This is a genomic window from Halapricum desulfuricans, from assembly GCF_017094525.1.
Classification (GTDB): Archaea; Halobacteriota; Halobacteria; order Halobacteriales; family Haloarculaceae; genus Halapricum; species Halapricum desulfuricans.
The window spans coordinates 2,867,231-2,893,909 of sequence record NZ_CP064788.1 but is presented as its reverse complement, the minus strand read 5'-3'; the positions used below and the strand labels follow the sequence as shown (position 1 = coordinate 2,893,909).

Sequence of the window (26,679 nt, the reverse complement as noted above, 5' to 3'; positions counted from 1 at the left end):
GGGTAACCTGTCCGGGCCTGTGTGGACATAGTGAGAATATACCACATGACATGGAACCCCCCCACCCCTTCGTTTCGACTGGAACGACAGAAACAGGGGGAGGGGGTGAGAAAAGGGTCTACTAGAGTCGATGGATTTAAATCCATGAGATACGGACCATACCCGCACTGAAGATTAGGAAGAGTATAACGCCTATTACTTCTAGTTACCTAGAATAAAAGCAGTTGAAGGCTAGAAACGAAGACACACTGGGGTAGGGACGACATCAATTGAAACCTAGAAACAAAGACGTACTAGAGCTGCTCCACCTCCGAACGTGTCGCTCGCCGGTTCCGAACGCCAAATAAGATGTGGCTATTGGCACTGCGACTAGCTTCCTGTCCGTTCGGTTCTTCCTAGCTGATCTGATGTACCGCGCCCCGGGCGAGATCGACTGTTCGTTCGTCGGTTTCCGCTATTCTACACCACTCTCTGCTTGCATCATCCCGTGTCTCTGGGTGTTCCAGTTGAAACGAAGGGGTGGGGGAGGGGCGGTTACGGCACCCTAGGACACAGACACTCTAGAAATATGGACAGAGAATACATATGGTATATAACCTCACGGCTATCGACCTATCATACCATCTAATATATGACAGATAGTGCAAAATAATACATTTTCTGATATATATGTCCATCACACGACCAGCGTTTTGCTGACTGCCCTTGGTCGTCGTGTACGGTCATTTATGTATGTCTGACGTATACTTAAGTGAATTCGGGTAGCCTGTACGTGCAGACGCCCGGTATCGGGCGCGGGAGGATACAGAGGATGGGACTGCTCACAGGACTCAGGGACAGCATTTCCCGTGCAGCCGCGTCGCTGTTCTCTGAACAGGACCCGAAACGTATCGGCATCTACGGGCCGCCGAACGCCGGCAAGACGACCCTGGCCAACCGGATCGTGCGTGACTGGACGGAACACGGCGACGCCGTCGGACCGGAGAGTCACATTCCCCACGAGACGCGACGCGCCCGTCGGAAAGAGAACGTCGAGATCGAACGGAACGGCAAGTCCGTCTCGATCGACATCGTCGACACGCCCGGCGTGACGACGAAAGTCGACTACACCGAGTTTCTCGATCACGACATGGAAAAGGAGGACGCCGTCCGTCGTTCCCGGGAGGCCACCGAAGGCGTCGCCGAGGCCATGCACTGGCTTCGCGAGGACGTCGACGGCGTGATCTACGTGCTCGACAGCGCCGAGGACCCGTTCACGCAGGTCAACACGATGCTGATCGGCATCATCGAGAGTCAGGATCTGCCCGTGCTGATCTTCGCGAACAAGATCGACCTCGAGGACTCCTCAGTCAAGCGGATCCGAAACGCCTTCCCCCAGCACGAGACGGTGCCCCTCTCCGCGCTGGAAGGCGACAACATGGACGAGGTCTACGGCAAGATCGCGGAGTACTTCGGGTGATCACGATGGCAGAAGTCAAGACACCAGACGACACTGACGGCGTCCAGATCGACATGATCAGCGCCCAGCGCATGGAGGGGCTGACCAGCATGGAGAAGATCCGGATGATCCTCGACGGCGTCCGCGAGGGCAATATCGTGATCCTCGAGGAAGGGCTCACCCCTGACGAGGAGTCGCGGCTGATCGAAGTGACGATGACCGAGATCAGCCCCGACGAGTTCAACGGCATCGAGATCGAGAGCTACCCCCAGTCCGACGACGACGGGGGGAGCTTTCTCGGTCGATTGATGGGCAAAGACTCGACCCCCAAGAAACTGACCGTGATCGGTCCGGCCGATCAGATCGAGACGCTGCACAAGGACGAAACGCTCATCAGCGCACTCGTCTCCCGGAACTGATGCCACACCAGTGTACCGCCTGCGGACACGTGTTCGAGGACGGCTCCAAGGAGATGCTCTCGGGCTGTCCGGAGTGTGGCGGCACGAAGTTCCAGTTTCACCCGGAGGGTACGGACATCCCCGAGCAACCACCTGGCGACGCCGAACCGCCCGACCGGCCGGAACCCGAAGACTCGGTCGCCGGCACGGTCGGCAACGCTGCCGCGACCGTCCGAAACCTCGTCGGCGGATCTTCCACTGGAAACGAAGGGGATTCGTCGAGCCGGAGTTCAGTAAGTGACGGGATTTCCACCGGAAACGAGGGGGGAACTTCCGCTCCGTCCGAGAACGTCGCTCTCGACGACGATTCGACCGCTGCGGACGGGTCCGCCAGTGACGACGCTGCGCCGGCCGGTGGATCCGAAGACGCGGCGCAGGCAAGCGCCCGCTCGGATGTCGTCGATCGGAACGAACTCCCGGAGGACGGCCCCGATTCGCCCGAACGGGCACCCGATGACGCCACGGTCGCCCAGGAACCCGACGAGTCGGACCGTCCGGATCTCTCGGAACTCCGGGAGGAGCTCAACGATCAGTTCGAGTCGATCAAGGTCGTCGAACCCGGCCAGTACGAGCTCAATCTCATGGAGCTGTACGACCGCGAGGAGTACATCATCGCCCTGCAGGAAGATGGCAAGTACTCCATTCAGGTGCCCGATCGCTGGCAGGACTGATTTCGCTCAGTTCTGCATTACGATCCCCTGCCCGATCAGGTACAGCCCAACGAGTGCGAACACGACGCCGACGAGTTTCGTGAGCGCGACTTTCCACTCCGCGGGTTCGACTTCCGAAACAGGTGTCGTACTCCCGATCGCGTCGAGTTGCTCTTCGAATCGAGCGAGCGGTCGCGCGTAGCGGAACTCGATCACGCCCCAGCCTGCGAGTATCAGACCGAAGAAAATCCCGCTCCTATCCGGTTCCGCTCCGGGATCTGTGTCCGGGTCGTCAAACCGCGGCTCGTCTTCCGGAAACGGCCATTCATCTTCACTCGTCGTTTCCCCGGGAGTCGGCGATTCGGTGGGCGTCCCCGATTCGTCCGGCTCTGCGACGCCCACCGCGATCCCGTCGAGAGACTCGGAACGTCCGTCGCTGACCAACAGCGAGCACTCTCCGTTTCCACCCACCTGCACGATCCGCCCGCCACTTCAGTCCCGTTCGGAGCCGTTACTGAGCCCGTCCTTGTACGATTGCGTCCAGCTGACATCCAGCTCCGGGGGGCTGTACGTATCGTATTCACAGGTGTCGCCGGTACTGGCCGGGACCGTCTGTGACGCCGTCGCCTGAACGGCGGCGATCGATCCGACGCTCACGGCGACGACCGCGAGTACGGCGACGATACGTTGCCGTCGATCGAACGGGAGTCGCTTCACAGTTTCGTTCCAGAGAGATATTATTTATCGCCTTTGGATGTCTTTGGAAGCGCACTCTATCACTCGGTAACGTCGAACTGTCACGACCTCGAGCTGCTCGCCACCGTTGGCAACTATTTTATCGCTCCCGTCCGTTCCGTGTGGATATGGATTATCGCGAAGTCGACGGGACCCGGGAGTTCGTCGCGCGTCTCGCACACGGCGAGGACTGGCGCGGGCAGATCGAGGACTTCGCACGCGCGGAGGGGATCAAGGCCGCCTTCTTCGTCGGCCTCGGTGCCGTTCAGAACGCCGAACTGTGGTACTACGATCAGGACGACCAGGAGTACGATCCGATGGAATTCGACGAACCCCTGGAGATCGCCTCCTGCGTGGGCAACGTCTCGCTGCTCGAGGGCGAACCCTTCGCACACACGCACGCCGTCCTCTCGCGCCGTGACGGCTCGACCGTTGCCGGTCATCTCGACAGCGCGACGGTCTTCGCCGGTGAACTGTACGTCCGGGCCTTCGAGCAGTCGCTCGAACGCGTCCACGACGAGCCGACCGACCTCGATCTCTGGCCGCTATGAGGGAGGTCGACGAGCGCTACTTCGAGACGCTGGAGAGCGAACTCGAGACCGCCATCGAGATCGCCAACGAGGCCCGCGAGCGCGGCGGCGATCCGGAACCCGAAGTCGAGATCCCGACCGCGCGGGACATGGCCGACCGCGTCGAGAATATCCTCGGGATCGACGGCGTCGCCGAGCGCGTCCGCGAACTGGAGGGAGAGATGTCCCGCGAGGAGGCCGCGCTCGAACTGGTCGAGGACTTCGTCGACGGCACCGTCGGCAATTACGACTCCGAGGCTGGCAAGATCGAGGGCGCGGTCCGCACTGCCGTCGCCCTGCTCACCGAGGGCGTCGTCGCGGCACCCATCGAGGGGATCGACCGCGTCGAGATCCTGGACAACGACGACGGCACGGAGTTCGTCAACATCTACTACGCCGGTCCGATCCGGTCGGCGGGCGGGACTGCACAGGCCCTGTCGGTGCTGGTCGCCGACTACGCCCGTGCGCTGCTCGGGATCGACCAGTACAAGCCCCGCGAGGAGGAGATCAACCGCTACGCCGAGGAGGTCGAACTCTACGACACGGAGACTGGCCTCCAGTACTCCCCGAAGGAGAAGGAGTCGAGGTTCATCACCGAGCACATCCCGATCATGCTCGACGGCGAGGCGACCGGCGACGAGGAAGTCTCGGGGTATCGCGACCTCGAACGCGTCGACACCAACTCCTCGCGGGGCGGGATGTGTCTGGTCTTCGCCGAGGGGATCGCGCTCAAGGCGCCGAAGATCCAGCGCTACACCCGCAATCTCGACGAGGTCGAGTGGCCCTGGCTGCAGGACCTCATCGACGGCACGATCGGCGACTCGGAACCCGACGACTCGGAGGACGCCGACGAACAGCGCCACGACGAGTCCGACGACGGCGAAGACGAGGCTGAATCGCGAGCGGGCCCGCCCAGACCGGACCCCTCGAAGAAGTACCTCCGGGACCTCATCGCCGGACGGCCCGTCTTCGGCCATCCGAGCGAAGCCGGGGGGTTTCGACTCCGCTACGGCCGTGCCCGCAACCACGGGAACGCGACCGCCGGCGTCCACCCCGCGACGATGCGCCTCGTCGATGACTTCCTGGCGACCGGCACCCAGATCAAGACCGAACAACCGGGCAAGGCCGCAGGCGTCGTCCCCGTCGACTCCATCGAAGGGCCGACGGTCAGACTCGCCAACGGCGAAGTCCGGCGGATCGACGACCCACAGGAAGCACTGGCGGTTCGCAACGGCGTCGAGAAGATCCTCGATCTCGGCGAGTATCTGGTCAACTACGGCGAGTTCGTCGAGAACAACCACCCGCTCGCGCCGGCTTCTTACACCGTCGAGTGGTGGGTCAAGGAACTGGAAGACACCGACGCTGACGTTCGGGCCATACGGGACGCCGTCGACGTCGATCTCGCTGATCCGGACCCCGAGGAGGCGCTCTCATGGTCCGACCGGTACGGCGTCCCACTCCACCCGAAATATACCTATCTCTGGCACGACGTGAGCGTCGACCGGGTGTGTGAACTGGCTACAGTCATCGAGGAATCTGAACTGGCGACGACGGACGGTGCGACCGCTGACCACCCCTCTGTTTCGGATGGAAACGCCGAACTCGTCGTTCCACGGACCGAGAGCGTTCGCGAGACGCTGGAGACGCTGCTGGTCGAACACACCCAGACAGAGGAGTCGTTGCTGGTCCCGGAGTGGCGACCGCTGGTCCGCTCGCTGGGGTTCGAGACTGACCTGCAGCGCGAGTGGGCCCGGGAGAGCCTCTCCGAACGGGCCCGAACGTACGCTGACGGCGAGAACGCGATCGTCGCGATCAACGAGGTCGCACCGTTTCGGGTCCGTGAGCGAGCCCCGACCCGGATCGGCAATCGGATGGGACGACCCGAAAAGTCCGAGGAGCGGGAACTCTCGCCGGCCGTGCACACGCTGTTTCCGATCGGTGAAGCGGGGGGGTCTCAGCGCGACGTTTCGAAGGCGGCCTCCCACTCCGAGTCGATGCGCGGCCAGCAGGGCGCGGTCGAACTCGAGGTCAGTCGCCGTCGCTGTGTCGAGTGCGGGACCGAGACCTATCAGGCGCGGTGTCCGGACTGCGGTGGCAACACAGAGGCGGTGTACGTCTGTCCGGACTGCGGACAGGAGATCGAGCCCGACGAGTCGGGTCGTGCGGAGTGCCCCCGCTGTGAGACGCTCGCGAATCCGACACAGACCAGGACCGTCGACGTCAGCGAGCAGTTCCACTCGGCGCTTTCGTCGGTCGGCGAGCGCGAGACGGCCTTCGACGTGCTGAAAGGCGTCAAGGGACTGTCTTCGGAGCAGAAAGTCCCCGAGCCGATGGAGAAGGGCGTCCTCCGGGCGAAACATGACGTCAGCGCGTTCAAAGACGGTACGGTCCGATACGACATGACTGACCTGCCGGTCACGTCGGTCCGGCCGGAAGAGCTGGATGTCACCGTCGAACAGTTCCGCGAACTCGGCTACGAGGAAGACGTCAACGGCGACCCGCTCCGCCACGACGACCAGCTCGTCGAACTCAAGGTCCAGGACATCGTCCTCTCGGACGGCGCGGCCGAGCACATGCTGCAGACGGCCGATTTCGTCGACGACCTGCTCACCCAGTATTACGGGCTCGCGCCGTACTACGAACTCGACGACCGACAGGAACTGGTCGGCGAACTCGTCTTCGGGATGGCCCCTCACACCAGTGCCGCAACGGTCGGACGGGTCGTCGGGTTCACGTCCGCGGCCGTCGGCTACGCGCACCCGTATTTCCACGCCGCAAAGCGACGCAACTGCTTCCATCCCGACACGCGGCTGTGGTACGGCGAGGACGGCGACTGGCGCTTCGACACCATCGAGACGCTCGTCGAGGAGCACCTGACCGATCCGGACGAGACGGACTTCGGCGACCTCGTCGACGAACCCGACGCGGACGTGCTCGTTCCCTCCGTCGACGCGGACGGCCAGCCCTGCCGCAAACCCCTCGAGGCCGTCTCGAAGCATCCGGCACCGGAACACATGATCCGCGTCGAGACCGAAGACGAATCGCTGACGGTCACGCCCGGCCACTCGATGCTTCGCCGGGCGGACGGCCGCCTCGAAGAAGTCGAAGCCTCGGAACTCGACGTCGGTGACCGGCTCCCGGCGTTCGACGGCGGCGAGACGACGACAATGGGCGGCGACGCGACCCGCGACAGCGGCGTCCCCTTCGAGACCGTCACTGATCTCGAATATGTCCAGACCGACCTCGATTATGTATATAATCTGACTGTTTCTGACACACATAACGTTGCTGTCGAAAACGTCTATACCGCACAATGCGACGGAGACGAAGACTGTGTGATGCTACTGATGGACGGATTATTGAATTTTAGTAAATACTACTTACCTGATAAGAGGGGTGGTAGGATGGACGCGCCACTGGTGATGTCCTCCCGTATCGATCCCTCCGAAATCGACGACGAGGCCCACAACGTCGACATCATGCGGGAGTATCCGCTGGAGTTCTACGAGGCCACGCGGGAACTGGCCGATCCCGAGGACGTCGAAGACATCATGACTATCGCCGAGGAGACGCTCGGGACCGACCGCGAGTATACCGGCTTCGATCACACCCACGACACGACCGACATCGCCATGGGACCGGACCTGTCGGCGTACAAGACGCTGGGGTCGATGGAGGAGAAGATGGACGCACAGCTGGAGCTGGCGCGGAAACTCCGGGCGGTCGACGAGACCGACGTCGCCGAGCGGATCATCGAGTATCACTTCCTGCCGGACCTGATCGGTAACCTCCGGGCGTTCTCTCGGCAGGAATACCGCTGTCTCGACTGCGGGGAATCGTATCGAAGGCCACCGCTTTCCGGCGAGTGTCGCGAATGTGGCGGCCGAGTCAACCTGACTGTCCACGAGGGATCGGTCACCAAGTACATCGACACCGCCACGGAGGTCGCCGAGGAGTTCGACTGTCGGCCCTACACGAAACAGCGCCTGGAGATCCTCGAACGGTCGATTGAGCGGATTTTCGAGAATGACAAAAACAAACAGTCCGGTATTGCGGATTTTATGTGATCTGTTTTTTGACGACACTTCCTCTCGGATCGAAAACGGCCGTTTCAGTTCACGACGAGGAGATGACGTCGTCGATGCGAACGATCATCGTGGCTGCCTCGGTCGCGCTGTGGACGGCCTCGTGTTTGACCGCGGCGGGATCGATGACGCCGTGTTCGAGCGGGTCAGTGACCGAACCGGTCTGGCCCTCGGAGATGATACCTGCACAGTCGCCGCCGTCGTAGGCCGCGCGGAGGTCGACCAGCGCGTCGATGGGATCCATGCCGGTGTTCTCCGCGAGCGTGCGCGGCAGGACGTCGATGGCGTCGGCGAAGGCCTCGACGGCCAGCTGCTTGCGCCCCTCGATCGAGGCGGCGTGATCGCGGAGATGCGCCGCGACGGCGATCTCGGTCGCGCCTGCCCCGGGGACGATGCCGCCCTTATCAAGCGCGGCCGTCACGACGTCCAGTGCGTCCTGGAGCGCACGCTCGACCTCGTCGAGGACGTGCTCGGTGCTGCCGCGGGCGAAGACCGTGACCGTCTCGGCTTCCGGCCCTTCGACGAACGCGAGCTCGGCCTCGCCGTAGCTCCGGACGCTGACCGAGGCCGTCCCCAGATCGTCGGCTTCCAGTGCCTTGACGCCGCTGACGCGGGTCGCGCCGCTGGCCGACCGGATCGACGCCAGATCGTCGCTGGAGAGGTCCTCGAACGCGAGGATCCCGTCTTTGGCGAGATACGCCTGCACGCGGTCGTCGATGTCGTCGGTCGTGAAGACGATCTCGGCACCGAGATCGGCCAGCGCCTCGGCGTACCCGCGCAGCTCCTGCTCTTCGGCGTCCAGCGCGGCGTTGAGCTGGTCGACGTTGGTGACGTTGTACTCGGCGTCGACGTTGCTCTCCTGCAGCTCGATCGCTCCGTCGATTATCGCGACGGCCCCGTCCTCGACGGACCGGGGCATGTTCTCGTGGGCCGGCTCCTCGTCGACGACGACACCCTCGATCACTTCCGTCGCAGAGGACGCGGCCCCGATCTGGGTCTGCAGGGAGATCGCGTCGCGGTCGACGCCGTCCTCGCTCTGCACGGCACGGACCGCATCGACGACGACTTCCGCCAGCACGTCACCGGCGACATCGCCGGTGCCCTTGCCGGTCATGCTGGATTTGGCGACCTGCAGGAGCTGCTCGTCGTCGAGGTCGGTCGCGATGACCTGCTCGTCGATGGCCTCCTGGGCGAGACTGGCCGCCTCGTGATACCCCTCGACGATCGTCGTCGGGTGGACGTCGTCGTCGAGCATGCTCTCAGCCTTCGAGAGGAGTTCGCCCGCGAGTACCGAGGCCGTGGTCGTCCCGTCGCCGACATCTTCCTCCTGGCTCTCGGCGACCTCGACGATCATCTGGGCCGCCGGATGCTCGATGTCCATCTCGCCGAGAATGGTCGCACCGTCGTTCGTGATGACGACGTCGCCGTCGTCGGAGACGAGCATCTTGTCCATGCCGCGCGGACCGAGTGTGGTCCGGACGGATTCGCTGACGGCCTTCCCGGCCGAGATGTTCGAACTCTGTGCGTCCTTGCCCTGTGTCCGCTCGGTGTCTTCCTCGAGGATGAAAAGGGGCTGTCCGCCCATGCGTCGCTGACCACTAGACATGATTGTATTCCTCGGTTAATTGGTCGTTAGCGGTTCTATATAAAACTATCGAGTCGAGGAAGGGTGGTGTCGCAGTTTTCCCGGACCAATCCGGAGCTTTGCAGCAGCCATTACTGGGGATTGTCACAGTGACTGTTGTACGTCCCTTTCGGATCGACCGCACGAAGCCGTGCGGTCGCACCGGTAAATCGGTACAGCACTCTTCCGCCAGCACGAGCGCTTCTCGTTCGTCGATGCTTGCATCATCGCGTACATGCAAGCGGAAGGGCTCGGCTATCTTTCTGCGAGGAGAGAATCCCGCCGTTTACGGCTGTCTCTTACCCATAATTAAGTTTTGTCGCATAAAATTAACTGAAACGGGACTAAGAGGAGAGGATTGGTCAGGAGATCCTCATTATTCAGGTTGGATCGCAGTGGCTCTTGATCGATGAGCAGGAAACTGTCCGCACAATAGGGGATTCGTCTCAATTCACGGCGAGTTTCGCTGAATGAGCGTCTCTGGCGCTCATTCAGCACCGAGTTCGTAGCCTTCTGCCCACATGCGAAGCTTCTGGAGGCCTTTCCACATCGTTTGCCAGCCTGGTGGAGGATCGGGGCCACGGTCTAGATACCCACCGAGTTTCGCTACGTGTACCGCGTAGGCTTTGCCGTTCTGCCCGCTCAGTTCTGGAAATTTTGTTTCCAGAACTGCGCGTTCAGCGTCGCTTAACAAGGTTTCCGGAGTAGCCGAGTCCTCACCACGGGCTAGCTCTCGTAGTTCCAGTACCTTCCACGCGATCACCGAGTACACGCTTAGCAATACCTCCATCCGCTCCCAGGTCTGGAGTTGTCGTTCTTCGATTTCACAGCCCGTCTTCAGCACTTTGTGCCAGTCTTCAATCCGCCACCGAAGACGGTAATACTCGATAACTGTCAAAACATCCTCGAGCGTGGCGATCGATTCAGTGGTGAGCAACACCCACTGAATCGGATCGTCCGCCTCACTGACTTCGTCAACCCTCACGACATTGACCTCAACTGACCCCTCCTGTCCAGGATTGTTTTTCCGCGCCCGCACCTCGCACGTCCCTGCTGTAATTGACACTTCTGCCGTCCTGGCTTCTCGGCCTCCTCCCTGTTGTATCTCAATTGAGTCGCGACCTCGCTCGGCGAGGTCGCTACTCCACTCGAACAGTTTGCCAGTATCGCCCTCTTCTGTCCAGATACGCCGGTTTTGGTTGGCTCGGACGACAAACCCAGCGTTATCATGCTCTCTGCCAAGTTCTTCGAACAACGAGAATGCATCGCCACCTCGGTCGTGGACAAAAATCGGGCGCACATCTTCAGGAACCCATTCAAGCGTTTCTCTGTCTCCACGGAGCCATTTCTCGTATTGGGAGTCAACCTGAATTGGGTCGTCTTTGCCGTTTGTGATGGAATCGGTGTCGGCCTGTTGATCCTCGACCAGCACCTGCTGGTCGATGATCCCGGTCATTTGTTGCGTATCAGGGCGTATACCAACCGATGAATGGAGTTTGACGCCTCCAACATCAATATCTGAGGAGCTAATATCGCCGAGACCTTCCTTTCCGGGGTGGCGAGGGAAGGTGAGGTACGTCGTGTCGGAGACGACCAAGAGCTCGTCTCCGCCACTCACTCGCGATTGCTGTGCTTGCCTGTGAGCAGAGATGACCTCGCTAGGGTCCACACTGTCATTATCGCAAAATCGGTATGTAGCCTTTGTGGATGCCCAGTCTTCGCAGGCACCGGGGATGGACTCGGCAGGCGAACTGCCGAGTTCATCCCCAATCTGTACCAGACGATCAGTGAGACGCTTATCTCCAAAATCGGCTGATCGGAACTCCGTTCGAATTCAGCCCGAAATATCCATATCACGCAACTGTCCATCTTCGTCAACGTCTGGCCGCCACCCCCGTGAACAGCGTCCCATCTTCCAGTCTCAGCTTGTCAACACTGCCGTTTGTACTTGTGGGTAAGAGACAGCCGTTCACGGCGAGGAGGATGTCACCTCTACGCGTTCGACGACGATTTCGACGCCACAGAGGACGTCTACCGCCTCGACATTGCAACGAACCCATTTCAACCGGAGTGACCGACTCGCGTTCGCGATCGTACGGTTCCTGTGCTGATCGCTATTTTCATCCGGGTTTGCGCGGAGACGGGCCCCCGGACGACTCCGGTGGCCGGGAGTACTAATAGTGAGTGGGCTCCATCACAGGGAGGATGCTCGAGCTGGAGCACGAGTTCCGGGTCGTGGACGTCAATGCCCGGCTGGAGCCGGACGTCGAGCGCCGGCCACGCGAGGGAACTGGCGGTCCCGAGCGCCTCGAACGGGAGATGCATCAGGCGGGGATCGTCCGGTCGGTCGTCTATCCGCCGGGGCGGGAGGGCGACTACCTCAAGGCCAACAACGCCGTCGCCCGGATGAGCGTCGGCCGGCCGTTCGTGCCGCTGGCGCGGATTACCGGCGCGCTCGATCCGGGGACCGGGACCGGATCGAAACTGAAGAACCTCGCCGCCAGACGCAACGACGAGCACACCGCGCCCGAGGATGTCGAACAGTACGCCTACGACGATCGGTTCGCCGGGTTCGTCGTCCACCCGACCCATGACGGCCTGCCGGACAAGGAGGTACTTGCGGCGCTCGCCGAGGTCGAATTGCCGGTGCTCGTCCACGCCGGAACGGCGTTTCCCCCGGAGTCGGTCGCGGACACCTTGCTGGCCGAGGGGATCACGACGGTCGTCGCGAGTTTCGGCGGCTATCCGCTCGACCGGGACGCGATGGAACGGTCGATCGATCTGCTTGCGTCGTGGGACGGCTGCTATCTCGACACCAGCTTCGTCCGGTTTCGCGACCCGCTCGAACGGGCACTGATGGAACATCCCGATCGGGTGCTGTTCGGCAGCGGCGCACCCAGCGCCCACCCGAACGTCGCTATCATGGAGATCCTGACGCTTGACGTCTCGCAGGACGCGATGCGCAGGGCCTTCTCGAACAACGCCGGCCGCGTTCTTGATGAACTCGCTCCCCGATCGTTCTAGCGATCGAGCGGAACGTTTTCGCCCCCGCGCCCGAAGCGTCCGGTATGGCCGACAGCGACGACGGCTCCGCACCCGACCGATCGGATCACGAGAGCGACGAGCCCGGCGGCAGACAGCACCATCACGAGCACGATTCGGGACACCACCACGCGGACGACCTCGAAACCCTCGGGGTCGCGGTGCTGACTGTTTCTTCGTCACGCACGCGAGACGAAGACGCGGCGGGCGATGCCATCGTCGCCGCACTCGAAGCCGAGGGCCACGAGATCGCCACGCGAGATATCGTGCGGGACGCCTACGACAACGTCCAGAGCGCGGTCGACAGGTTCGTCGGCCGCTCGGACGTCGACGCCGTCGTGACGACCGGCGGGACGGGCGTCACCCCCGACGACGTGACCGTCGAGGCGGTCGAACCACTCTTCGAGAAGCGCCTGCCGGGCTTTGGCGAGTTGTTCCGACGCCTCTCTTACGAGGAGATCGGAACGCGAGCGATCGCGACGCGCGCGACCGCCGGCATCGCCGACGGCGTCCCCGTGTTCTGCCTGCCCGGCAGCGAGAACGCCGTCCGGCTGGGGACTGAGGAGATCGTCGTCGAGGTGGTCGGTCATCTCGCGGGACTGGCCAGGCAAGCGTGACTGGGAACTGGGCTGCTAGATGTCTGTTCGATCTCGTGCTGGTGGCCGGATCATTTCGAAACGGTATAGCCACCAGTATTACCGGTCTGTGTCGACATCGACTGCGTCGAGATCGGGTTCGTCAAACGCCGGAGTCTGTGCGACAGCGTCGGGAAGTTCCGGACGCGGGGCCGACTCGTGGCGTTCGATTTTCTCGGTTTTGCGCGTGTTTTCATAGAAAGCGGTGTTCGAACCGTCACCGCCACAAGCCGGAGGATTTTGACCCCGGAAACCGTACGCCAGCGTATGGAGTACGAGACCGCCCAGGGTGTCGAGGTTCCGGCGCTCGGCCTGGGAACGTGGCAACTCACCGGCCAGGACTGCACCACCGCCGTCGAGACGGCCCTGGACGTGGGGTATCGACATATCGACACCGCGCAGGCCTACGGCAACGAGGCCGAAGTCGGCGAGGGCATCGCAGCCGCCGAGGTCGACCGCGAGGAGATCTTCCTGACGACGAAACTCGACACCCGCAACCGAACCTACCAGCGCGTGGTCGATTCGACTCGCGAGAGTCTCGACAAACTGGGGACCGACTACGTCGACCTGCTGTTGATTCACCAGCCGAACTACCTCACGCGGGCCGACCACGAGGAGACGCTGCGGGCGATGGCCGACCTGCGCGACGAGGGACTGATCCGCCACGTCGGCGTGAGCAACTTCGGCGTCGAGAAGCTCAAGCGCGCCCGCGAGGTCAGCGACGCCCCGATCCTCACCGACCAAGTCCAGTATCACCCCTACTGGGACCAGCGGAAACTGCTGGACTACTGTCGCGTTCACGACGTGCTCCTGACGGCTTACAGCCCGCTGGCGCGGGGGAGCGTGCTGGACGATCCGATCCTCGAACGGATCGGGGCGGCCTACGGCAAATCGCCGGCACAGGTCGCCCTGCGGTGGTTGCTCCAGCAGGACGGCGTCGTCACGATCCCCAAGGCGACCAGCCGCGAGCACATCGAGGCGAATCTGGACGTCTTCGACTTCCGGCTGAGCGACGCCGAGATGCGCGAGATCCGCCAGCCCTCGAAACTCCGGACGGCCGCGGCCTACCTGCGGTCGATGGTGTGATTTTTCGGGGCTGGCACGAGTACGCTCTCGCATGGCGACGGAACTCATCGAGGGCGTCTGGTGGTTCGATCTCCGTGGCGTAAACGCCTATCTCGTCGAAGACGGCGACACGCTGACGCTCGTGGACGCGGGCACACCGCTGTCGCGCCGCGAACTGGCGCGGGACCTGCGGGACCTCGGCCACGGATTCGCCGATATCGACCGGGTGCTGGTGACCCACTACGACGTCGATCACGTCGGCGTGCTGAACCGGGTTGATGCACCCGTCTACGCCGGCGCGACCGACGCTCCGCTGGTGGGAGGCGAGCGCCGTCCGGGCGTGACCGGCCGAAAGGGACTGAGCCAGCGTCTCGCGGCCCCGTTCTGCCCCACGCCGGCCGGCCCAGTCCGCTCGATCGGCGACGGCGACACCGTCGGCTCGTTCACCGTCGTCCATACCCCCGGTCACACGCCGGGACACGTCAGCTACGTCAGCGAGCGCCTGTCGGTCGCGTTCGTCGGCGATCTGGTCCGGGAGTCCGGCGGGCGACTCGAGCCCTCACCGGGGCTGTTGAGTCACGACACCGCACAGGTGCGAGCGAGTATTCAACGACTGGCCGCGGCGCTTCCCGAGGTCGACGTCCTCGGGATGGGTCACGGCGTCCCGTTCGAACGGGACGGTCACGAGCGGTTGCGAGAGCTGGCCGACCGACTGTGACGGTTGGCAATCGACTCGCCGCATACCCGAGCGAGACAGTGGTGTTCAGTCGTCAGCGATTACCGTGTCCTCGCCGGCAACGAGCCGGTCCATCGCGTCGACCATCGCCTCGATCGAGGCGCGGGTGATGTCGGCCTCGCTGGCCGTGACGGTGACGTGGTCGTCGCCTCGGGACATCTCGACCTCGACGGTGACGACGGCGTCGTGGCCGCCCGTGATCGCGTCGACGTGATAGGACTCCAGTTGGGCGTCGGCCGTGTGGCTGAGCGCCGCCTCGGCGGCCTGCATCGCGGCGTCGACCGGCCCCGTCCCGGTCGCGGCCTCCTCGCGCACCTCGCCGTCGACGTCCAGTCGGATGCTCGCGGTCGGCACGTCCGACCCCGAGACGGCGGTCAGGTCGAGCAACTCGACGCGGCGCTCGCGCTCGCGGCCCTGCACGTCCTCGGCGATCGTCAGCAGATCGGCGTCGGTGACGCGCTTGCCGCGCTCGCCGATCTCCTTGACCCGGGCGACGATCTCACGGAGTTCGTCCTCTTCGACGTCGATCCCGTGCTCGTTCAGCGTCGCCTCGACGCCGGCGCGACCGGCGTGTTTGCCCAGCGCGAGTCGGCGCTCGCGGCCCACCTTTTCCGGCGGATAGGGCTCGTACATCGACTCGTCTTTGAGCGTGCCGTCGGTGTGGATGCCCGACTCGTGTGTGAAGGCGTTCTCGCCGACGACGGCCTTGTTCGGCGCGAGCGGGATCCCGGTCTTGGAGGCGATCAACTGCGCGAGGTCGTAGACCTTCGTGAGGTCCATCGTCTCGATCCCGTAGCCGTGATCGAGCGCGATCGCGACCTCCTCGAGGGCGACGTTGCCGGCGCGCTCGCCGACGCCGTTGATCGTCCCGTGAACCAGATCCGCGCCCGCCGCCAGCGAGGCCATCACGTTCGTGACCGCCAGCCCCAGATCGTCGTGGGTGTGGGTGCTCGTCGGCCCGAGTGCCGCGAGCCGCGAGACGGCCTCGATCGTCCGGTCGGGCGTCGCGTGGCCGACAGTGTCGGCATAGCAGACCCGATCCGCGCCGGCCTCGAGGGCGGCACCCAGCAGCTCTTCGAGGTAATCGAGGTCGGCCCGGGAGCCGTCCTCGCCGATGACCTCGACCCACAGGCCGTGGTCTCTGGCGTACTCCACGAGTTCGACCGTCTGGGCGACGTTCTCGGCGTGAGTCGTGCCGATCTTGTCCTCGATGTGCTTGTCGCTCGCGGGCACGACGAGGTTGATCCCGTCGACCCCACAGTCCATCGCGAGGTCGATGTCGTTCTCGACGCCGCGGGCGAAGCTGGTGACCGTCGCGTCCAGATCGAGATCCGTCACCCGGGAGATCGTCTCGCGCTCGCCCGGTCCCGTGACCGCGCTCCCGGCCTCGATGACGTCGACCCCGGCGTCGTCGAGCGCCCGTGCGATCCGGGCTTTCTCCTCGGGCGTGAGCGAGACACCCGGGGCTTGCTCGCCGTCACGCAGCGTCGTATCGAGAAGCTGTACGTCTTCGGGTCGTCCGGACGAGCCGAGGCCGCTGCCAAACAGCCCCGCGCTATTGCCGGCACCGTCAGTCATGGGGTAGAATTTCGCGGCCAGCCGCCGTGTGGCGACTTCCTCTATCCTCCGTGTCGTTGGAATCCGACATCGTGAGCCGGTAGTATGGGATGGTGGGTGATTAATGTGTTGGGTTCTGGGCAGCGATTCTCGGCTGTACGTTCGTGAAGACGGCCGCCGTGGCGGAGTGGAGAATCGTCCGGAACTGGCAATCCGGCAGTATCACAGTCCGAGTAGACCGTTCACCGCCGCGCCGAAGGCGTATGCCAGTGCTGCCACGAGTACGCCGAGTGCCAGCAGGCCGTAGTTGCCGAGCGTGCTGTCGGCCCGACACACGTCAAACGAGTAGCGCTCGCCGTCGCCGAACGGTTTGACGCCCATCGGCGTGAGGGCGTCGGCCGCGATGTGCGAGAGGATCGTCACGCCGCCGGCGGCCCCGAGATAGAGGCCGGCCCCCATCGCGACGAGCGGCCCCAGTTCGGGACTGGCCCACGCGATCGCCGCGCTTGCGACCGCGAGCACGGCCGCGACGACGCTCGCAAACGCGACGGTGTGGGTCGGACCGCGGTGGGCGATCCCCGGTACCTTCTGATCCCAGTCGGGGACCATCGCCAGCCCGACCGCCACGACCGCGCCCCCGACCGCAGCGGTCTCGAACCCGAGCGCGAGCGCGACGGCTCCCAGCGGCGAATACCCCGCAAGCGCAGCGCCGTAGTGTCCGTAGCGGTACATCGTCTGTCTGTCGTGGCCGGAAGACGGTAAGCGTGGGTGTCGTCCGTCTCACCGCTCGAGGACGACCCGATCGCCGACTTCGACGTCCTCCGCCGCCCCTTCCGGCAGTTCGATGATCCGATCCGCATCGGCCATCCCGACTCCGACCCACGGCCGCAGGGTCTTGACGTGGACGACCGTCTCGCCCTGCAACCAGAGCACGTCGAGTGGCATCCGGACGAACAGCATGTGGATGAACCGCCGGGCAACGGCGTCGTCGCCGGCGAACGGAAGCTTCGCGCTGATTCCGGACGGCGGCTCGAACTCGAAGACAAGCGCGTAGTCCCCGGGGATCGACGATCGGAACATCAGCCCCTTCGAGGTCTGGACGAACCCCTCGGCGATCTCGACGTCGTCGGCGAGGGTGGCCGACGCCCCGTCGCGCTCGTGGACCAGACGCATGGCCGGGCAATCGGCCACCGGGGGCAAAACGCTATCGGCGTCGCCGGCTTCGAAGCCCATTTGATCGGGCCCGCCCTGGTTCGGATATGCTGATCGGAGCACATACGAGCATCGCCGGGGGCGTATACAACGCTGTCGACGAGCAGGTCGAGTACGACGGCAACTGCGGCCAGATCTTCAGCCACTCCCCGCAGGTCTGGCAGGACCCGAATATCGGCGACGACGAGGCCGAACGGTTCCGCGAGCGCAGCGACGAGGCGGGCGTCGGCCCGTGGGTCATCCACGCCTCGTATCTCGTCAACCTCTGTACGCCCAAGGACGACCTCCGGGTGAAGTCAGTCGACTCCATGCAAAAAGAGGTCGACGCGGCCGACACACTCGGGATCGAGTACGTCAACGTCCATCTGGGTGCTCACACCGGTGCGGGCGTCGAGGGCGGGCTGGACAACGCCGCCAGCGCGCTGGACGAGCTCGACGTGCCCGAGGACGTGACGGTGCTGGTCGAGAGCGACGCCGGTAGCGGGACGAAACTCGGCGGGGACTTCGCGCATCTGGCGGGCGTGCTCGAGCGCTCCGAGCAGGATCTGGAGGTCTGTCTTGACACCGCACACGCCTTCGCCGCGGGCTACGATCTCTCGACGGCCGAAGGCGTCGAGGAGACGATCGCCGAGTTCGACGAGGTCGTCGGCCTCGACAACCTCGCCTGTGTCCACCTCAACGACTCCAAACACGCCTGCGGGACGAACAAGGACGAACACGCCCACCTCGGCGAGGGCGAAATCGGCGAGGAAGGGATCAGTGCCGTCGTCTCCCATGAGGCGCTGCGCGATCTGCCCTTCGTGCTGGAGACCCCGACCGAGGACGGGCGTGGCTTCGCCTGGAACGTCGAGCGCGCGCGGGAACTGCGAGCGTAGCGTCGTGAGGGCGCCTATCGGACGATACGGATCCGGTAGCCGCCATCGGGCGGAACGCTTAACGCAGTCCCGGTCCCGGCTTCCCCCATGACCGCGCCGGCCGACCGGATCGTCACGAACGTCGAGGGACACACGCTGACCGAACCCGACGAGACCTTCGAAGCGGTCGCGATCCGGGACGGTCGGATCGTCCGGGTCGGCCGGGCCGAGGAGGTCCGGTTTCTGGAGGGCGTCGAGACCGACACGCACGACTTCGACGGCGCGACGCTGTTGCCCGGGTTCGTCGACGCCCACACACACATGGATATCCTGGGCCGGCGACAGGTCGAGACCGACCTCGGGGACGCGTCCGGACCACGAGAGGCCGTTTCCCGGCTTCAGGTCGGGGCTGAAGACGACGGCTGGATCCTCGGGTTCGGATACGACGAGTCGACTTGGGAGGCGTCGCGGTATCTCACGCGCGAGGACCTCGATCGCGTCAGCGACGATCGGCCGGTCGCGGCCTTCCGCGAGGACCTGCACGTCGTCTCGGTCAACGGCGTCGCGCTCGATCGGCTCGAAGCGGACCTGCCAGACGAGGACGTCCGGACAGAGGGCGGCGAGCCGACCGGCGTGCTCGTCGAGAGCGCGCTGGAGGCCGTCACCGACGCGATCGCACCCGACGCCGACCAGACGAGGGAGTACCTGCGTGCCGCCCAGTCGGTCGCGCTCGACCGCGGTGTCACGGCCGTTCACGACATGATCCGCAATCGGCACGTCCCGGGCGTCTACCGGGAACTGGATCTCGCTGGCGAACTCGACCTCCGGGTGCGGCTCAACTACTGGGCCGACTTCCTGGACGCGCTCGAAGCGACCGGTGCACGAACCAACCACGGCAGCGACCGGGTCGAGACGGGCGCGATCAAGACCTACACCGACGGGTCGATCGGCGGTCGAACGGCGAAGCTCTCCCGGCCGTACGCCGACGCGGACACGGACGGCACCTGGGTTCGCGATCCCGACGACCTCGCCGTGCTGGTCGAGCGAGTCGCGGACGGCGGCTTCCAGATGGCCGCCCACGCGATCGGTGACGCGGCGATCGAGGCCGTCCTCGACGCCTACGAGGACACCGAGGGCGGCCGCCACCGGATCGAGCACGCCGAGTTGCTGACCGACGAGGCGATCGAGCGGCTCGCCGACGCCGGGACCGTCGTCTCGGCCCAGCCGAACTTCCACCGCTGGGCGCGGCCGAACGGCCTCTACGAGACGGCGCTCGGTCCCGAGCGGCGGGCGCGAACCAACCGGTTCGCGGCGTTGCGGGACGCGGGCGTCCGACTGGCGTTCGGGAGCGACTGCATGCCGCTCGATCCGCTGTTCGGCGTTCGACAGGCCGTCACCGCGCCCGAATCGAGCCAGCGACTGTCGGTCACCGAGGCGTTGCGGGCCTACACGCTCGGCGGTGCCTACGCTGGCTTCGACGAGGACCGGCTGGGAACGGTCGAGCCGGGAAAGCGAGCCGATCTGGTCGCACTCGCGGAGTCGCCCTGGGAGGTTCCCGACGCGACGATCGACGACATCGACGTCGTGGCGACGCTGGTGGGCGGCGAGATCGTCGCAGACAGTCGCTAGCACACCGTTGTCGTGGCGTCGAAACGGCTATCGGCCAGTCACGACGACGCACACGTATGGAAACGTTCTAGATCGTACTGACCCTGGCTGGGCTGATCGGCTTTCTCGTCCCGATTTATCGTGTCATCGCGCAGAAAGACCGCGAGAAGGCCGCGGTCGACCCTTGATCGAAGAGATGAAACAGCGACGCAAGCGCGAAAGCGAGTGATGTGGACTGCTGTGTTATCTGTAGCTCCAGTCGCCGACGGTCAGACAGTTGCTACTCGTCCTCGAGCAACCCCAGATCGTTGGCGACCATGTCGGCGATTCGATCGGCAATATCGGGATCGACCTGTGCGATCTGTTCGCCGTCGTGGCGGTTCTCGTTGTGTCGCTCCAGCGTCTCGGCCAGGCGCTCCAGCGGAACCCGTGTCTCGGTCCCACACTCCTCGCAGATGATCGGCACTGTTGGGTCGTCCTCAGCCATGGCTCGTGAGTGTACTCTCGTGCGCATCGAAAAACCTGTTTGGATCGCGCGTCGGGGCCGGCGGCTCGTGTGACTCTTCCGTCAGATCCGTGCTCGGTTCGGTCGCGCGTTCGGCCTACGCTTCCTTCTGTTCGGCCCCGGCGACCGCGCGGTCTTTCAGCGTCGGTAGCGCTTCTCGCATCTGCTCGATCTCCTTCTCTGAGAGCCGGACGCCCGATTCGATCGTCGTATCGACCGATTCGCCGGACTCGAAGTGCGTGGCTGACGCCTCGAGGGTCCCGTCGGATTGGACCTCGAAGTTGATCTCCAGGGTCGGCTCGCCCGCGGGTGCTTTCGGGATGCCCGACAGCACCATCTCGCCGAGTTTGGTGTTGTCCTCGGCCTCCTCTGCCTGTCCCTGATAGATGGGGAACCGGACGCCAGTCTGGTCGTCCATGACCGTCGTGAACCGATCGTCGCTCCGGCTGATCGGGACCTTCTCGTCCTGCTCGACGACCGGGGCGAAATCGCCGTCGTGCAGTTCGATCCCGATCGGCTGGGGCGTCACGTCGACCAGCAGCAGGTCCTCTTCCTCGCCGGGCAACACGTCGTCGGCGGTGGTGTCACCGCTGGCCGACATCAGTTCGGCCTGAGTCGCCGCACCGAGCGCGACGGCCTCGTCGGGGTTGATCGAGCGAAGCGGCTCCATCCCGAAGTACGATTCGACGGTCTCCTGGACCTGCGCCATCCTGGTCGCCCCGCCGATCAACAGCACCTCGTCGACCTCCTCGATCGCGTGCTCGGAGCGCTCGAACAGTTCGTCGACCTCGTCGATGGTCTGATCGAGCAGGTCCGCGGTCAGTTCCTGGAGTGTTTCTCGGGTGAGCGTCGTCTCCAGGTTGTAGTTGGGACCGAGATACGGAACGGTGACCTCGGTCTGCTCGCGGCTGGACAGGTCGTGTTTCGCCCGCACGGCGGCGTCGTAGAGACGCTGTTCCTGTTCGGGATCGCCGGCGATCTCGACGTCGCCTTCCTCCTTTGCGATCTCGGCGAGGTGGTCGACGATCCGCTGGGTCCAGTCCTCGCCGCCGAGGCGGCGGTTGCCGTCGGTGTTCTTCACTTCGATGTGATTGTGTTCGAGGTCGATCTCGACGAGCGTCGCGTCGAAGGTCCCGCCGCCGAGGTCGTAGACGAACACGTGCCGCTTCTCGTGGGACTCCGAAGTGTCGGCGTCGCCGGTCTCCTGAAGCCCGTAGGCCAGGCAGGCCGCCGTCGGCTCGGTCATGACGTGCTCGACGTCGATACCGGCGATCTCGCCGGCGCTGCGAGTCGCCTGCCGCTCGGCGTCGCCGAAGTACGCCGGGACGGTGATCACCGCCGAGTCGACGTCACGACCGAGATACGCTTCGGCGTCGGCCAGCAGTCGCGAGAGGATGAGCGCCGAGACCTGTTCCGGGCGGTACTGTTCGTCGTCGATCTCGACGGCGTAGTCGTCGTCGCCCATGTGGCGCTTGATGTGCTGTACCGTGCGCGCTGCCTTGCTGACCGCCTGGTTGGCCGCCGGCTGTCCCACCACCGTCTCGTCGTTCTCGTCGATCATGACGACCGACGGTGTCGTCCGGTCGCCGTCGCTGTTCGGAATAATCTCGGGTTCGTCCCCCGTGACCGCAGCGATAGCGCTGTTGGTCGTTCCGAGGTCGATCCCCACTGCGTACCCTTCTACCATACCCCTACGTGTTCGGGCATCTCCTAAATGGTTTTTCGTTCTTGTCACCCAGAGACGGGACGCTTTTGGGTGATCCGGCCCACGTGTCGGACATCGAAGGCATGCCAGAGCCCGACCCGGACGCGATCGACTACTACGCGCGGATCGGCGTCGAGCCGGGGGCGGATCCCGAGACGATCGAACGCCGCCGCAAGCAGGCGGACCGGCGGTTCTCCCCGATGGGTACCAGCCCCGACGCCGACGAGAAGCGCCACATGCGGATCAACGAGGCCAGCAACGTCCTCGAGAATCCAGACCAGCGTCGACGGTACGACGACTGTCACGAGTCGCTCGGACCCATCAACGGGACGATCGCCTTCGAAACCCTCTCGACGGAGACCATCGACGCGATTCGAGACGAGGCGACGTTGTACGACCACCTTCGGGGATTCATCGAGGTGCTGGGTCCGAAAGGGGGTGCCCGGGAGTTTCAGGACTATTACGAGCAGGTGACGACGCCGCTTCCGGACGCGATCGAGCGGGACGACATCCGGAACGGGTACGCTGTCGAGGACGCCGGGTTCGGCGTCGCGGCCTGGAGCTGGCATCGGGCCGACCGACCCTGTTCGTTCTCCCTGTGGCTGACCGGCGGACAGCAGCTCTGGCGGACGGCACTGCTGGAGCCCGAGGCCGTCGACGAACTGCTCGATCAGGTCCGCGAGGGCGGCGCGGCGGCCGTCTCCGAACAGGCGACGACGGGCGGCACGGCCGACGAGACGCCGACGACACAGCTGCGTCTCGGCCATCCGAGTTCGGCCGCTCCCGGCCCGCTCGAAAGCGACGCCGCGGCTGTCCCCGATCGCTCCGGGAGCGACAGGTCGGTTCCGTCGCCCGCCGGGACGACCTCGTGGCTGTCGGCCCCGTTCGACCGGCTGCGTGACGTCGTCGCCTACGTCCTCGCAACAGGAGGCTGGAGTGTCGTGTCAGCCGTCGGATCTGTCGGGGGCGGACTCGTCGGATCGGCCGTCGCTGCCGTCGCGTTCGTCCCGCTGTTGGCCGTTGCGCTGGTGGTCCAGTCGACGGTCGATATCGCCGTGGTTGGACTCCCGCTGGTCGATCTCGACCGGCCGCTCGCGACGCTCGCGCTCGTTCACTACCTGCTGGTCGGACTGGCGGCGGCGACGTCCGCGTGGACCGCCGGCCGGGCGCTCGTTCCGCGGATCGTCTCGCGAAAGCGTGCGGCGTTGCCACGTGACGCCTGGCTGGTCTTCGGGCCGACGCTCGCGGCACTCGCGGGTGCGCTGTTCGTCGCGATCGGTCGGTCGACGCTGCCACAGTGGCCGGGACTGGCCTTTACAGCGGTACTGGCCGCGTTCACGTTCCAGGCGGCGATGGACGTCGGCGCGCCACGGCCCCTGTCGCTTGTATGTGGCACTGTCTCCACGCTCGCGTTCGCACTGGCGGGCGCCGTCGCCTCACTCGCAGTGATCGGCCTCGGCCTGTCGGCCACGCATCCCGGGATCTTCGGGACGTACGCCACGGTGCTGGCCGCGCTCCCGGCAGTCGAATCGACAGTGTTCGGAGCGGCGAACGCGGAACTGGTCGTCGTCTCGTTCGGCGCGCTCGCGTTTGTCCCGCTCGCGCTGACCTCGCTGTACAGCCTGGCCTACGCCCTTGAGTCGGTCGCCCTCCGCGTCCGTTCGCGGGCGCCCGGGTCCTGACTCTTTGCACCCCCTCTGGTACTATCAAACGGCTTTTTGAGCTACGACAACTGACTTTTATGCTACTTCCGAAGGCTGAATATGCGGCGAACGACGCTTGCGGCCTGTCTGCTCGCGATCACGGTCGCTCTGGCCGGCTGTAGCGGACTCGGACCTGTTGATACGCAGACACGGACAGATTCGCCGACTGACGCGGACACACCAATACAGACCGACACGGATACGCCTACACAGACAGACACGCCCACACAGGACGGGCCGGCGTACGAGTCCCTGGTGTTCGACAGCGGTCCGGTCGACTCCCCGGTGATCGAAGGTGGGCTGGTCCCCGACTTGGCCAACACTGGAAACGGTAGCTATTACGCGACGCTACTGACAAACGCCAGCGTTCTCGATCGCTTCAACTGGAGTCTCCTCGACGAAGACGCCGTGACGTTCGTCGAGGAGACCGACTTCGAGACGGCCTCGCTGGTCGTCGTCCAGGCGTACCCGAAGTCGTCGGTTCCTGACTACCGCGTCGAGTCGGTCGGGCGCGACGGCGACCAACTATCTGTCCGGATCAACGACTCCAGTCGCGTCGGGACCGACGACATCACGCTCGAGACGATGCTACTTCGCGTCTATCACGACGGCGTCGCCCCGAAGTCAGCTACGATCGAAACGCAAGACGGCGTCACCTTCGATACCGACGACCGGATATGACATACCCGAGGACACCGGCACGGAGGTCCGGCTCCCGCTCTCGAGTCCGAATCTCTCGGAGAACGTCGCCGAACCGAAGGACCTGATCCTCGCCAGTGAGGCGGAGGGGGCCTACGCGTACAACGTGACTGTCACCGCGACGCTATCCCCCGAGTGTCGCTTCTACGAGCCGCCGTGTGAGGTGCCCGCAATTCCGACAACAGTCTTCGAACGGACCGGCACGCTCGAGGCCGGCGACATGACTGTCGTCATCGACGAAGCAGGATCCTCCCGGACGAGCGGATGATCGTCCGTCAGCGCTCGAAGCGCTCGAGAAATCCGTCTCTGGTCTCCTGCCACTCGGCGACGAGCGCGTCGATGAACGCGTCGTCCTCGCTGGTGATCGCATCCCTGTCTTCGAGATACTCGATCACTTCGCGGGCGCCCCGTTCCAGTCCGATCGACTGCTCGTAGTTCAGATCCCGACGCGCCTTCGAAATGTCGAAGATCGTGCTGTAGCGGCCGTGATCGGTCAGGAAATCCGTCTTCTCGGGCGCGACCTCAAGCAGCACGTCGGTCGGCACGTGAACCAGGTCCGGTTCGGGTGCGTCGAGGGCGTCTGCGAGCGTCCGGTAGTACTCGTTCCAGGTCGGGAACGACTCTGCAGTGACGTTGTAGGTTTCGCCGTAGGCGGTGCGGTTGCCGACCGCCCCGACGTAAGCGCCGGCGACGTCCCGGCGGTGGGCCGGTCCCCACAGTCCAGTCCCGTCGCCGTGGACGACGATCGGGTCGCCGTCCCGGAGCCGTCGCAGGTAGGTCGTATCGACTCCGAAGGTGTGACAGAGGTTGCCGTCGCCGTGCGGGCCGTAGGTCGTCCACGGCCGGACGATCGTGGCGGCGAACGCACCGCGGTCGTGGGCCTCGCGGATCGCGTCTTCGGCGTTGGCCTTCCTCGCTCCGTAGTCGCTGGTCGGCGGGCGACGCGGCGCACTCTCGGGAACGGGATTCGACTCGACCGGACGGCGGTAGGCATCGATCGTCGAGGTAAGCACGTATTGCTCGATTCGCCCGCCGAACGCCTCGATGGCGAGCTCGGCGTCGCTCGTGGAGAAACACAGCATGTCGATCACTACCTCGGGGTCGGTGCCCGAGACCCGCGACGGGAAGTCGTCGCCGAACCGGTCCGCGCGGACGCGATCGACCGATTCCGGGATCGCGGCGTCGCTCTCGCCGCGGTTGCACACGGTCACGTCGTGGCCGGCGGCGTCGAGTTGCCGGGTGATCGCTGTCGAGATGAGGCCCGTACCACCGAGGATGAGCACGTCCATGCCCATTCCTCTGTCGGGCAGCGCTTAGTGGTTGGGGCGGGGCACGTGGCCGGAGGCCACCTGTCTGGCGCCCGGAACTGTCGACGGGACCGAACCGAGCGGTTTAAACCGAAACGCGAGTAAGACCCAGACACGGGCGCTTAGCTCAGTCTGGACAGAGTGCTTGGCTTCGGACCAAGTTGCCGGGGGTTCAAATCCTCCAGCGCCCATAGCCGAGATTCTTCCCGAAATCGCGGCTCACAGCCTCTGATTCGGGCGTTTCGTGTTCTACTGTTGAGATGTGTGTGCTTTCGTTCGATGCGCGACCGGGCGAGTGGTGGCCACGGGAGTTCGCGTAGACCCATACTGGTTGCCTCAGAGAAAATCAATCGACGATTGATACTATATATTTATATTTTTTATACTTTGTATGTAAATCCTAAGATATGAAGGATTCAGTCGGGTTTATCAGAAAGTGGGGCAAGAGATCATTTCTCAAGGCAGGTTTACCGTGTGTATTTCTTTCTGAGA

At 64.3% G+C, this 26,679-nt stretch carries 23 protein-coding genes, 1 tRNA gene and 3 pseudogenes; 17 read left to right on the top strand and 10 right to left on the bottom strand.

Annotation, left to right across the window (positions count from 1 at the left end; all coding sequences use genetic code 11):
* Positions 1-811 precede the first annotated feature (811 nt).
* Genes HSR122_RS14835 through HSR122_RS14825 form a run of 3 tightly spaced genes read left to right on the top strand, consistent with a single transcriptional unit; the run spans position 812 to position 2,567 of the window.
* On the top strand, positions 812-1,459 hold the full coding sequence (locus HSR122_RS14835) for an Era-like GTP-binding protein (protein WP_229110600.1): 648 nt from the start codon (positions 812-814) through the stop codon (positions 1,457-1,459).
* Between the two features lie 5 nt (positions 1,460-1,464).
* Positions 1,465-1,857, top strand: coding sequence for a DUF2073 domain-containing protein (locus tag HSR122_RS14830; RefSeq protein WP_229110598.1), 393 nt, complete (start codon positions 1,465-1,467; stop codon positions 1,855-1,857).
* Positions 1,857-2,567, top strand: coding sequence for an OapC/ArvC family zinc-ribbon domain-containing protein (locus tag HSR122_RS14825; protein ID WP_229110597.1), 711 nt, complete (start codon positions 1,857-1,859; stop codon positions 2,565-2,567). Before HSR122_RS14830 ends, HSR122_RS14825 begins: the two co-directional genes overlap by 1 nt.
* A gap of 6 nt (positions 2,568-2,573) precedes the next feature.
* Here HSR122_RS14825 and HSR122_RS14820 read toward each other — a convergent pair whose 3' ends face one another.
* Positions 2,574-2,990, bottom strand: coding sequence for a hypothetical protein (locus HSR122_RS14820; RefSeq protein ID WP_229110596.1), 417 nt, complete (start codon positions 2,988-2,990; stop codon positions 2,574-2,576).
* 48 nt (positions 2,991-3,038) lie between these two features.
* A complete protein-coding gene (locus tag HSR122_RS14815; protein ID WP_229110594.1) occupies positions 3,039-3,263 on the bottom strand; it encodes a hypothetical protein in 225 nt (74 codons plus the stop codon).
* 146 nt (positions 3,264-3,409) lie between these two features.
* Between HSR122_RS14815 and HSR122_RS14810 the strand changes: the two genes are divergently transcribed.
* Both HSR122_RS14810 and HSR122_RS14805 read left to right on the top strand, forming a co-directional pair.
* The gene (locus tag HSR122_RS14810; RefSeq protein WP_229110593.1) at positions 3,410-3,832 is read left to right on the top strand and encodes a PPC domain-containing DNA-binding protein; all 423 of its coding nucleotides are present in this window, start codon (positions 3,410-3,412) and stop codon (positions 3,830-3,832) included.
* On the top strand, positions 3,829-7,917 hold the full coding sequence (locus tag HSR122_RS14805; RefSeq protein ID WP_229110591.1) for a DNA-directed DNA polymerase II large subunit: 4,089 nt from the start codon (positions 3,829-3,831) through the stop codon (positions 7,915-7,917). Before HSR122_RS14810 ends, HSR122_RS14805 begins: the two co-directional genes overlap by 4 nt.
* Before the next feature lie 49 nt (positions 7,918-7,966).
* Here the strand turns inward: HSR122_RS14805 and thsA are convergent, their stop codons facing one another.
* Entirely contained in the window at positions 7,967-9,520 is a 1,554-nt protein-coding gene (gene thsA / locus HSR122_RS14800) for a thermosome subunit alpha (protein WP_229112227.1), read from the bottom strand.
* Between the two features lie 211 nt (positions 9,521-9,731).
* Between thsA and HSR122_RS14795 the strand changes: the two are divergent.
* A pseudogene (locus HSR122_RS14795) lies at positions 9,732-9,827 on the top strand (VapC toxin family PIN domain ribonuclease); the annotation flags it as partial.
* A gap of 219 nt (positions 9,828-10,046) precedes the next feature.
* Here HSR122_RS14795 and HSR122_RS14790 read toward each other — a convergent pair.
* Positions 10,047-11,471, bottom strand: a pseudogene (locus HSR122_RS14790) (IS4 family transposase).
* 75 nt (positions 11,472-11,546) lie between these two features.
* On the opposite strand from HSR122_RS14790, the pseudogene HSR122_RS14785 reads away from it, so the two are divergent.
* The 5 genes and pseudogenes from HSR122_RS14785 to HSR122_RS14765 form a co-directional block, all read left to right on the top strand.
* Positions 11,547-11,633: pseudogene (locus HSR122_RS14785) on the top strand (VapC toxin family PIN domain ribonuclease); the annotation flags it as partial.
* 131 nt (positions 11,634-11,764) lie between these two features.
* Positions 11,765-12,583: an amidohydrolase family protein gene (locus HSR122_RS14780; protein WP_229110590.1), complete on the top strand. Its 819-nt coding sequence runs from the start codon at positions 11,765-11,767 to the stop codon at positions 12,581-12,583.
* 44 nt (positions 12,584-12,627) lie between these two features.
* Entirely contained in the window at positions 12,628-13,218 is a 591-nt protein-coding gene (locus HSR122_RS14775) for a MogA/MoaB family molybdenum cofactor biosynthesis protein (protein WP_229110588.1), read from the top strand.
* A gap of 285 nt (positions 13,219-13,503) precedes the next feature.
* The gene (locus tag HSR122_RS14770) at positions 13,504-14,322 is read left to right on the top strand and encodes an aldo/keto reductase (RefSeq protein ID WP_229110587.1); all 819 of its coding nucleotides are present in this window, start codon (positions 13,504-13,506) and stop codon (positions 14,320-14,322) included.
* A 31-nt stretch (positions 14,323-14,353) separates the two neighbouring features.
* Positions 14,354-15,019, top strand: a complete 666-nt coding sequence (locus HSR122_RS14765) for an MBL fold metallo-hydrolase (RefSeq protein ID WP_229110585.1) — start codon at positions 14,354-14,356, stop codon at positions 15,017-15,019.
* 45 nt (positions 15,020-15,064) lie between these two features.
* Here the strand turns inward: HSR122_RS14765 and HSR122_RS14760 are convergent, their stop codons facing one another.
* The 3 genes from HSR122_RS14760 to HSR122_RS14750 form a co-directional block, all read right to left on the bottom strand.
* Entirely contained in the window at positions 15,065-16,615 is a 1,551-nt protein-coding gene (locus tag HSR122_RS14760; protein ID WP_229110583.1) for a (R)-citramalate synthase, read from the bottom strand.
* 201 nt (positions 16,616-16,816) lie between these two features.
* Positions 16,817-17,326 carry a metal-dependent hydrolase gene (locus HSR122_RS14755; RefSeq protein WP_229110582.1) on the bottom strand — a complete coding sequence of 170 codons (510 nt, stop codon included), beginning with the start codon at positions 17,324-17,326 and terminating at the stop codon, positions 16,817-16,819.
* A gap of 48 nt (positions 17,327-17,374) precedes the next feature.
* Positions 17,375-17,767: a DUF192 domain-containing protein gene (locus tag HSR122_RS14750; RefSeq protein WP_229110580.1), complete on the bottom strand. Its 393-nt coding sequence runs from the start codon at positions 17,765-17,767 to the stop codon at positions 17,375-17,377.
* Between the two features lie 86 nt (positions 17,768-17,853).
* Here HSR122_RS14750 and HSR122_RS14745 point away from each other — a divergent pair, with 86 nt between their 5' ends.
* Both HSR122_RS14745 and HSR122_RS14740 read left to right on the top strand, forming a co-directional pair.
* A complete protein-coding gene (locus HSR122_RS14745) occupies positions 17,854-18,681 on the top strand; it encodes a deoxyribonuclease IV (RefSeq protein WP_229110579.1) in 828 nt (275 codons plus the stop codon).
* A gap of 87 nt (positions 18,682-18,768) precedes the next feature.
* Entirely contained in the window at positions 18,769-20,289 is a 1,521-nt protein-coding gene (locus HSR122_RS14740; protein WP_229110577.1) for an amidohydrolase, read from the top strand.
* Positions 20,290-20,548: 259 nt separating this feature from the next.
* Here HSR122_RS14740 and HSR122_RS14735 read toward each other — a convergent pair whose 3' ends face one another.
* Together HSR122_RS14735 and HSR122_RS14730 are read right to left on the bottom strand one after the other, a co-directional pair.
* On the bottom strand, positions 20,549-20,755 hold the full coding sequence (locus tag HSR122_RS14735) for a hypothetical protein (RefSeq protein ID WP_229110576.1): 207 nt from the start codon (positions 20,753-20,755) through the stop codon (positions 20,549-20,551).
* Between the two features lie 115 nt (positions 20,756-20,870).
* Positions 20,871-22,460: an Hsp70 family protein gene (locus HSR122_RS14730; RefSeq protein WP_229110575.1), complete on the bottom strand. Its 1,590-nt coding sequence runs from the start codon at positions 22,458-22,460 to the stop codon at positions 20,871-20,873.
* Between the two features lie 101 nt (positions 22,461-22,561).
* Between HSR122_RS14730 and HSR122_RS14725 the strand changes: the two genes are divergently transcribed.
* The 3 genes from HSR122_RS14725 to HSR122_RS14715 all read left to right on the top strand — a co-directional run bounded on the left by HSR122_RS14725 (position 22,562) and on the right by HSR122_RS14715 (position 25,148).
* Entirely contained in the window at positions 22,562-24,160 is a 1,599-nt protein-coding gene (locus tag HSR122_RS14725) for a hypothetical protein (RefSeq protein WP_229110573.1), read from the top strand.
* Between the two features lie 81 nt (positions 24,161-24,241).
* On the top strand, positions 24,242-24,862 hold the full coding sequence (locus HSR122_RS14720; RefSeq protein ID WP_229110571.1) for a hypothetical protein: 621 nt from the start codon (positions 24,242-24,244) through the stop codon (positions 24,860-24,862).
* Positions 24,863-24,986: 124 nt separating this feature from the next.
* Positions 24,987-25,148 carry a hypothetical protein gene (locus HSR122_RS14715; RefSeq protein WP_229110570.1) on the top strand — a complete coding sequence of 54 codons (162 nt, stop codon included), beginning with the start codon at positions 24,987-24,989 and terminating at the stop codon, positions 25,146-25,148.
* Positions 25,149-25,155: 7 nt separating this feature from the next.
* Here the strand turns inward: HSR122_RS14715 and HSR122_RS14710 are convergent, their stop codons facing one another.
* A complete protein-coding gene (locus tag HSR122_RS14710) occupies positions 25,156-26,169 on the bottom strand; it encodes an NAD-dependent epimerase/dehydratase family protein (RefSeq protein ID WP_229110569.1) in 1,014 nt (337 codons plus the stop codon).
* A 134-nt stretch (positions 26,170-26,303) separates the two neighbouring features.
* Between HSR122_RS14710 and HSR122_RS14705 the strand changes: the two genes are divergently transcribed.
* Positions 26,304-26,378, top strand: a tRNA-Arg gene (locus tag HSR122_RS14705).
* Positions 26,379-26,679 lie beyond the last annotated feature (301 nt).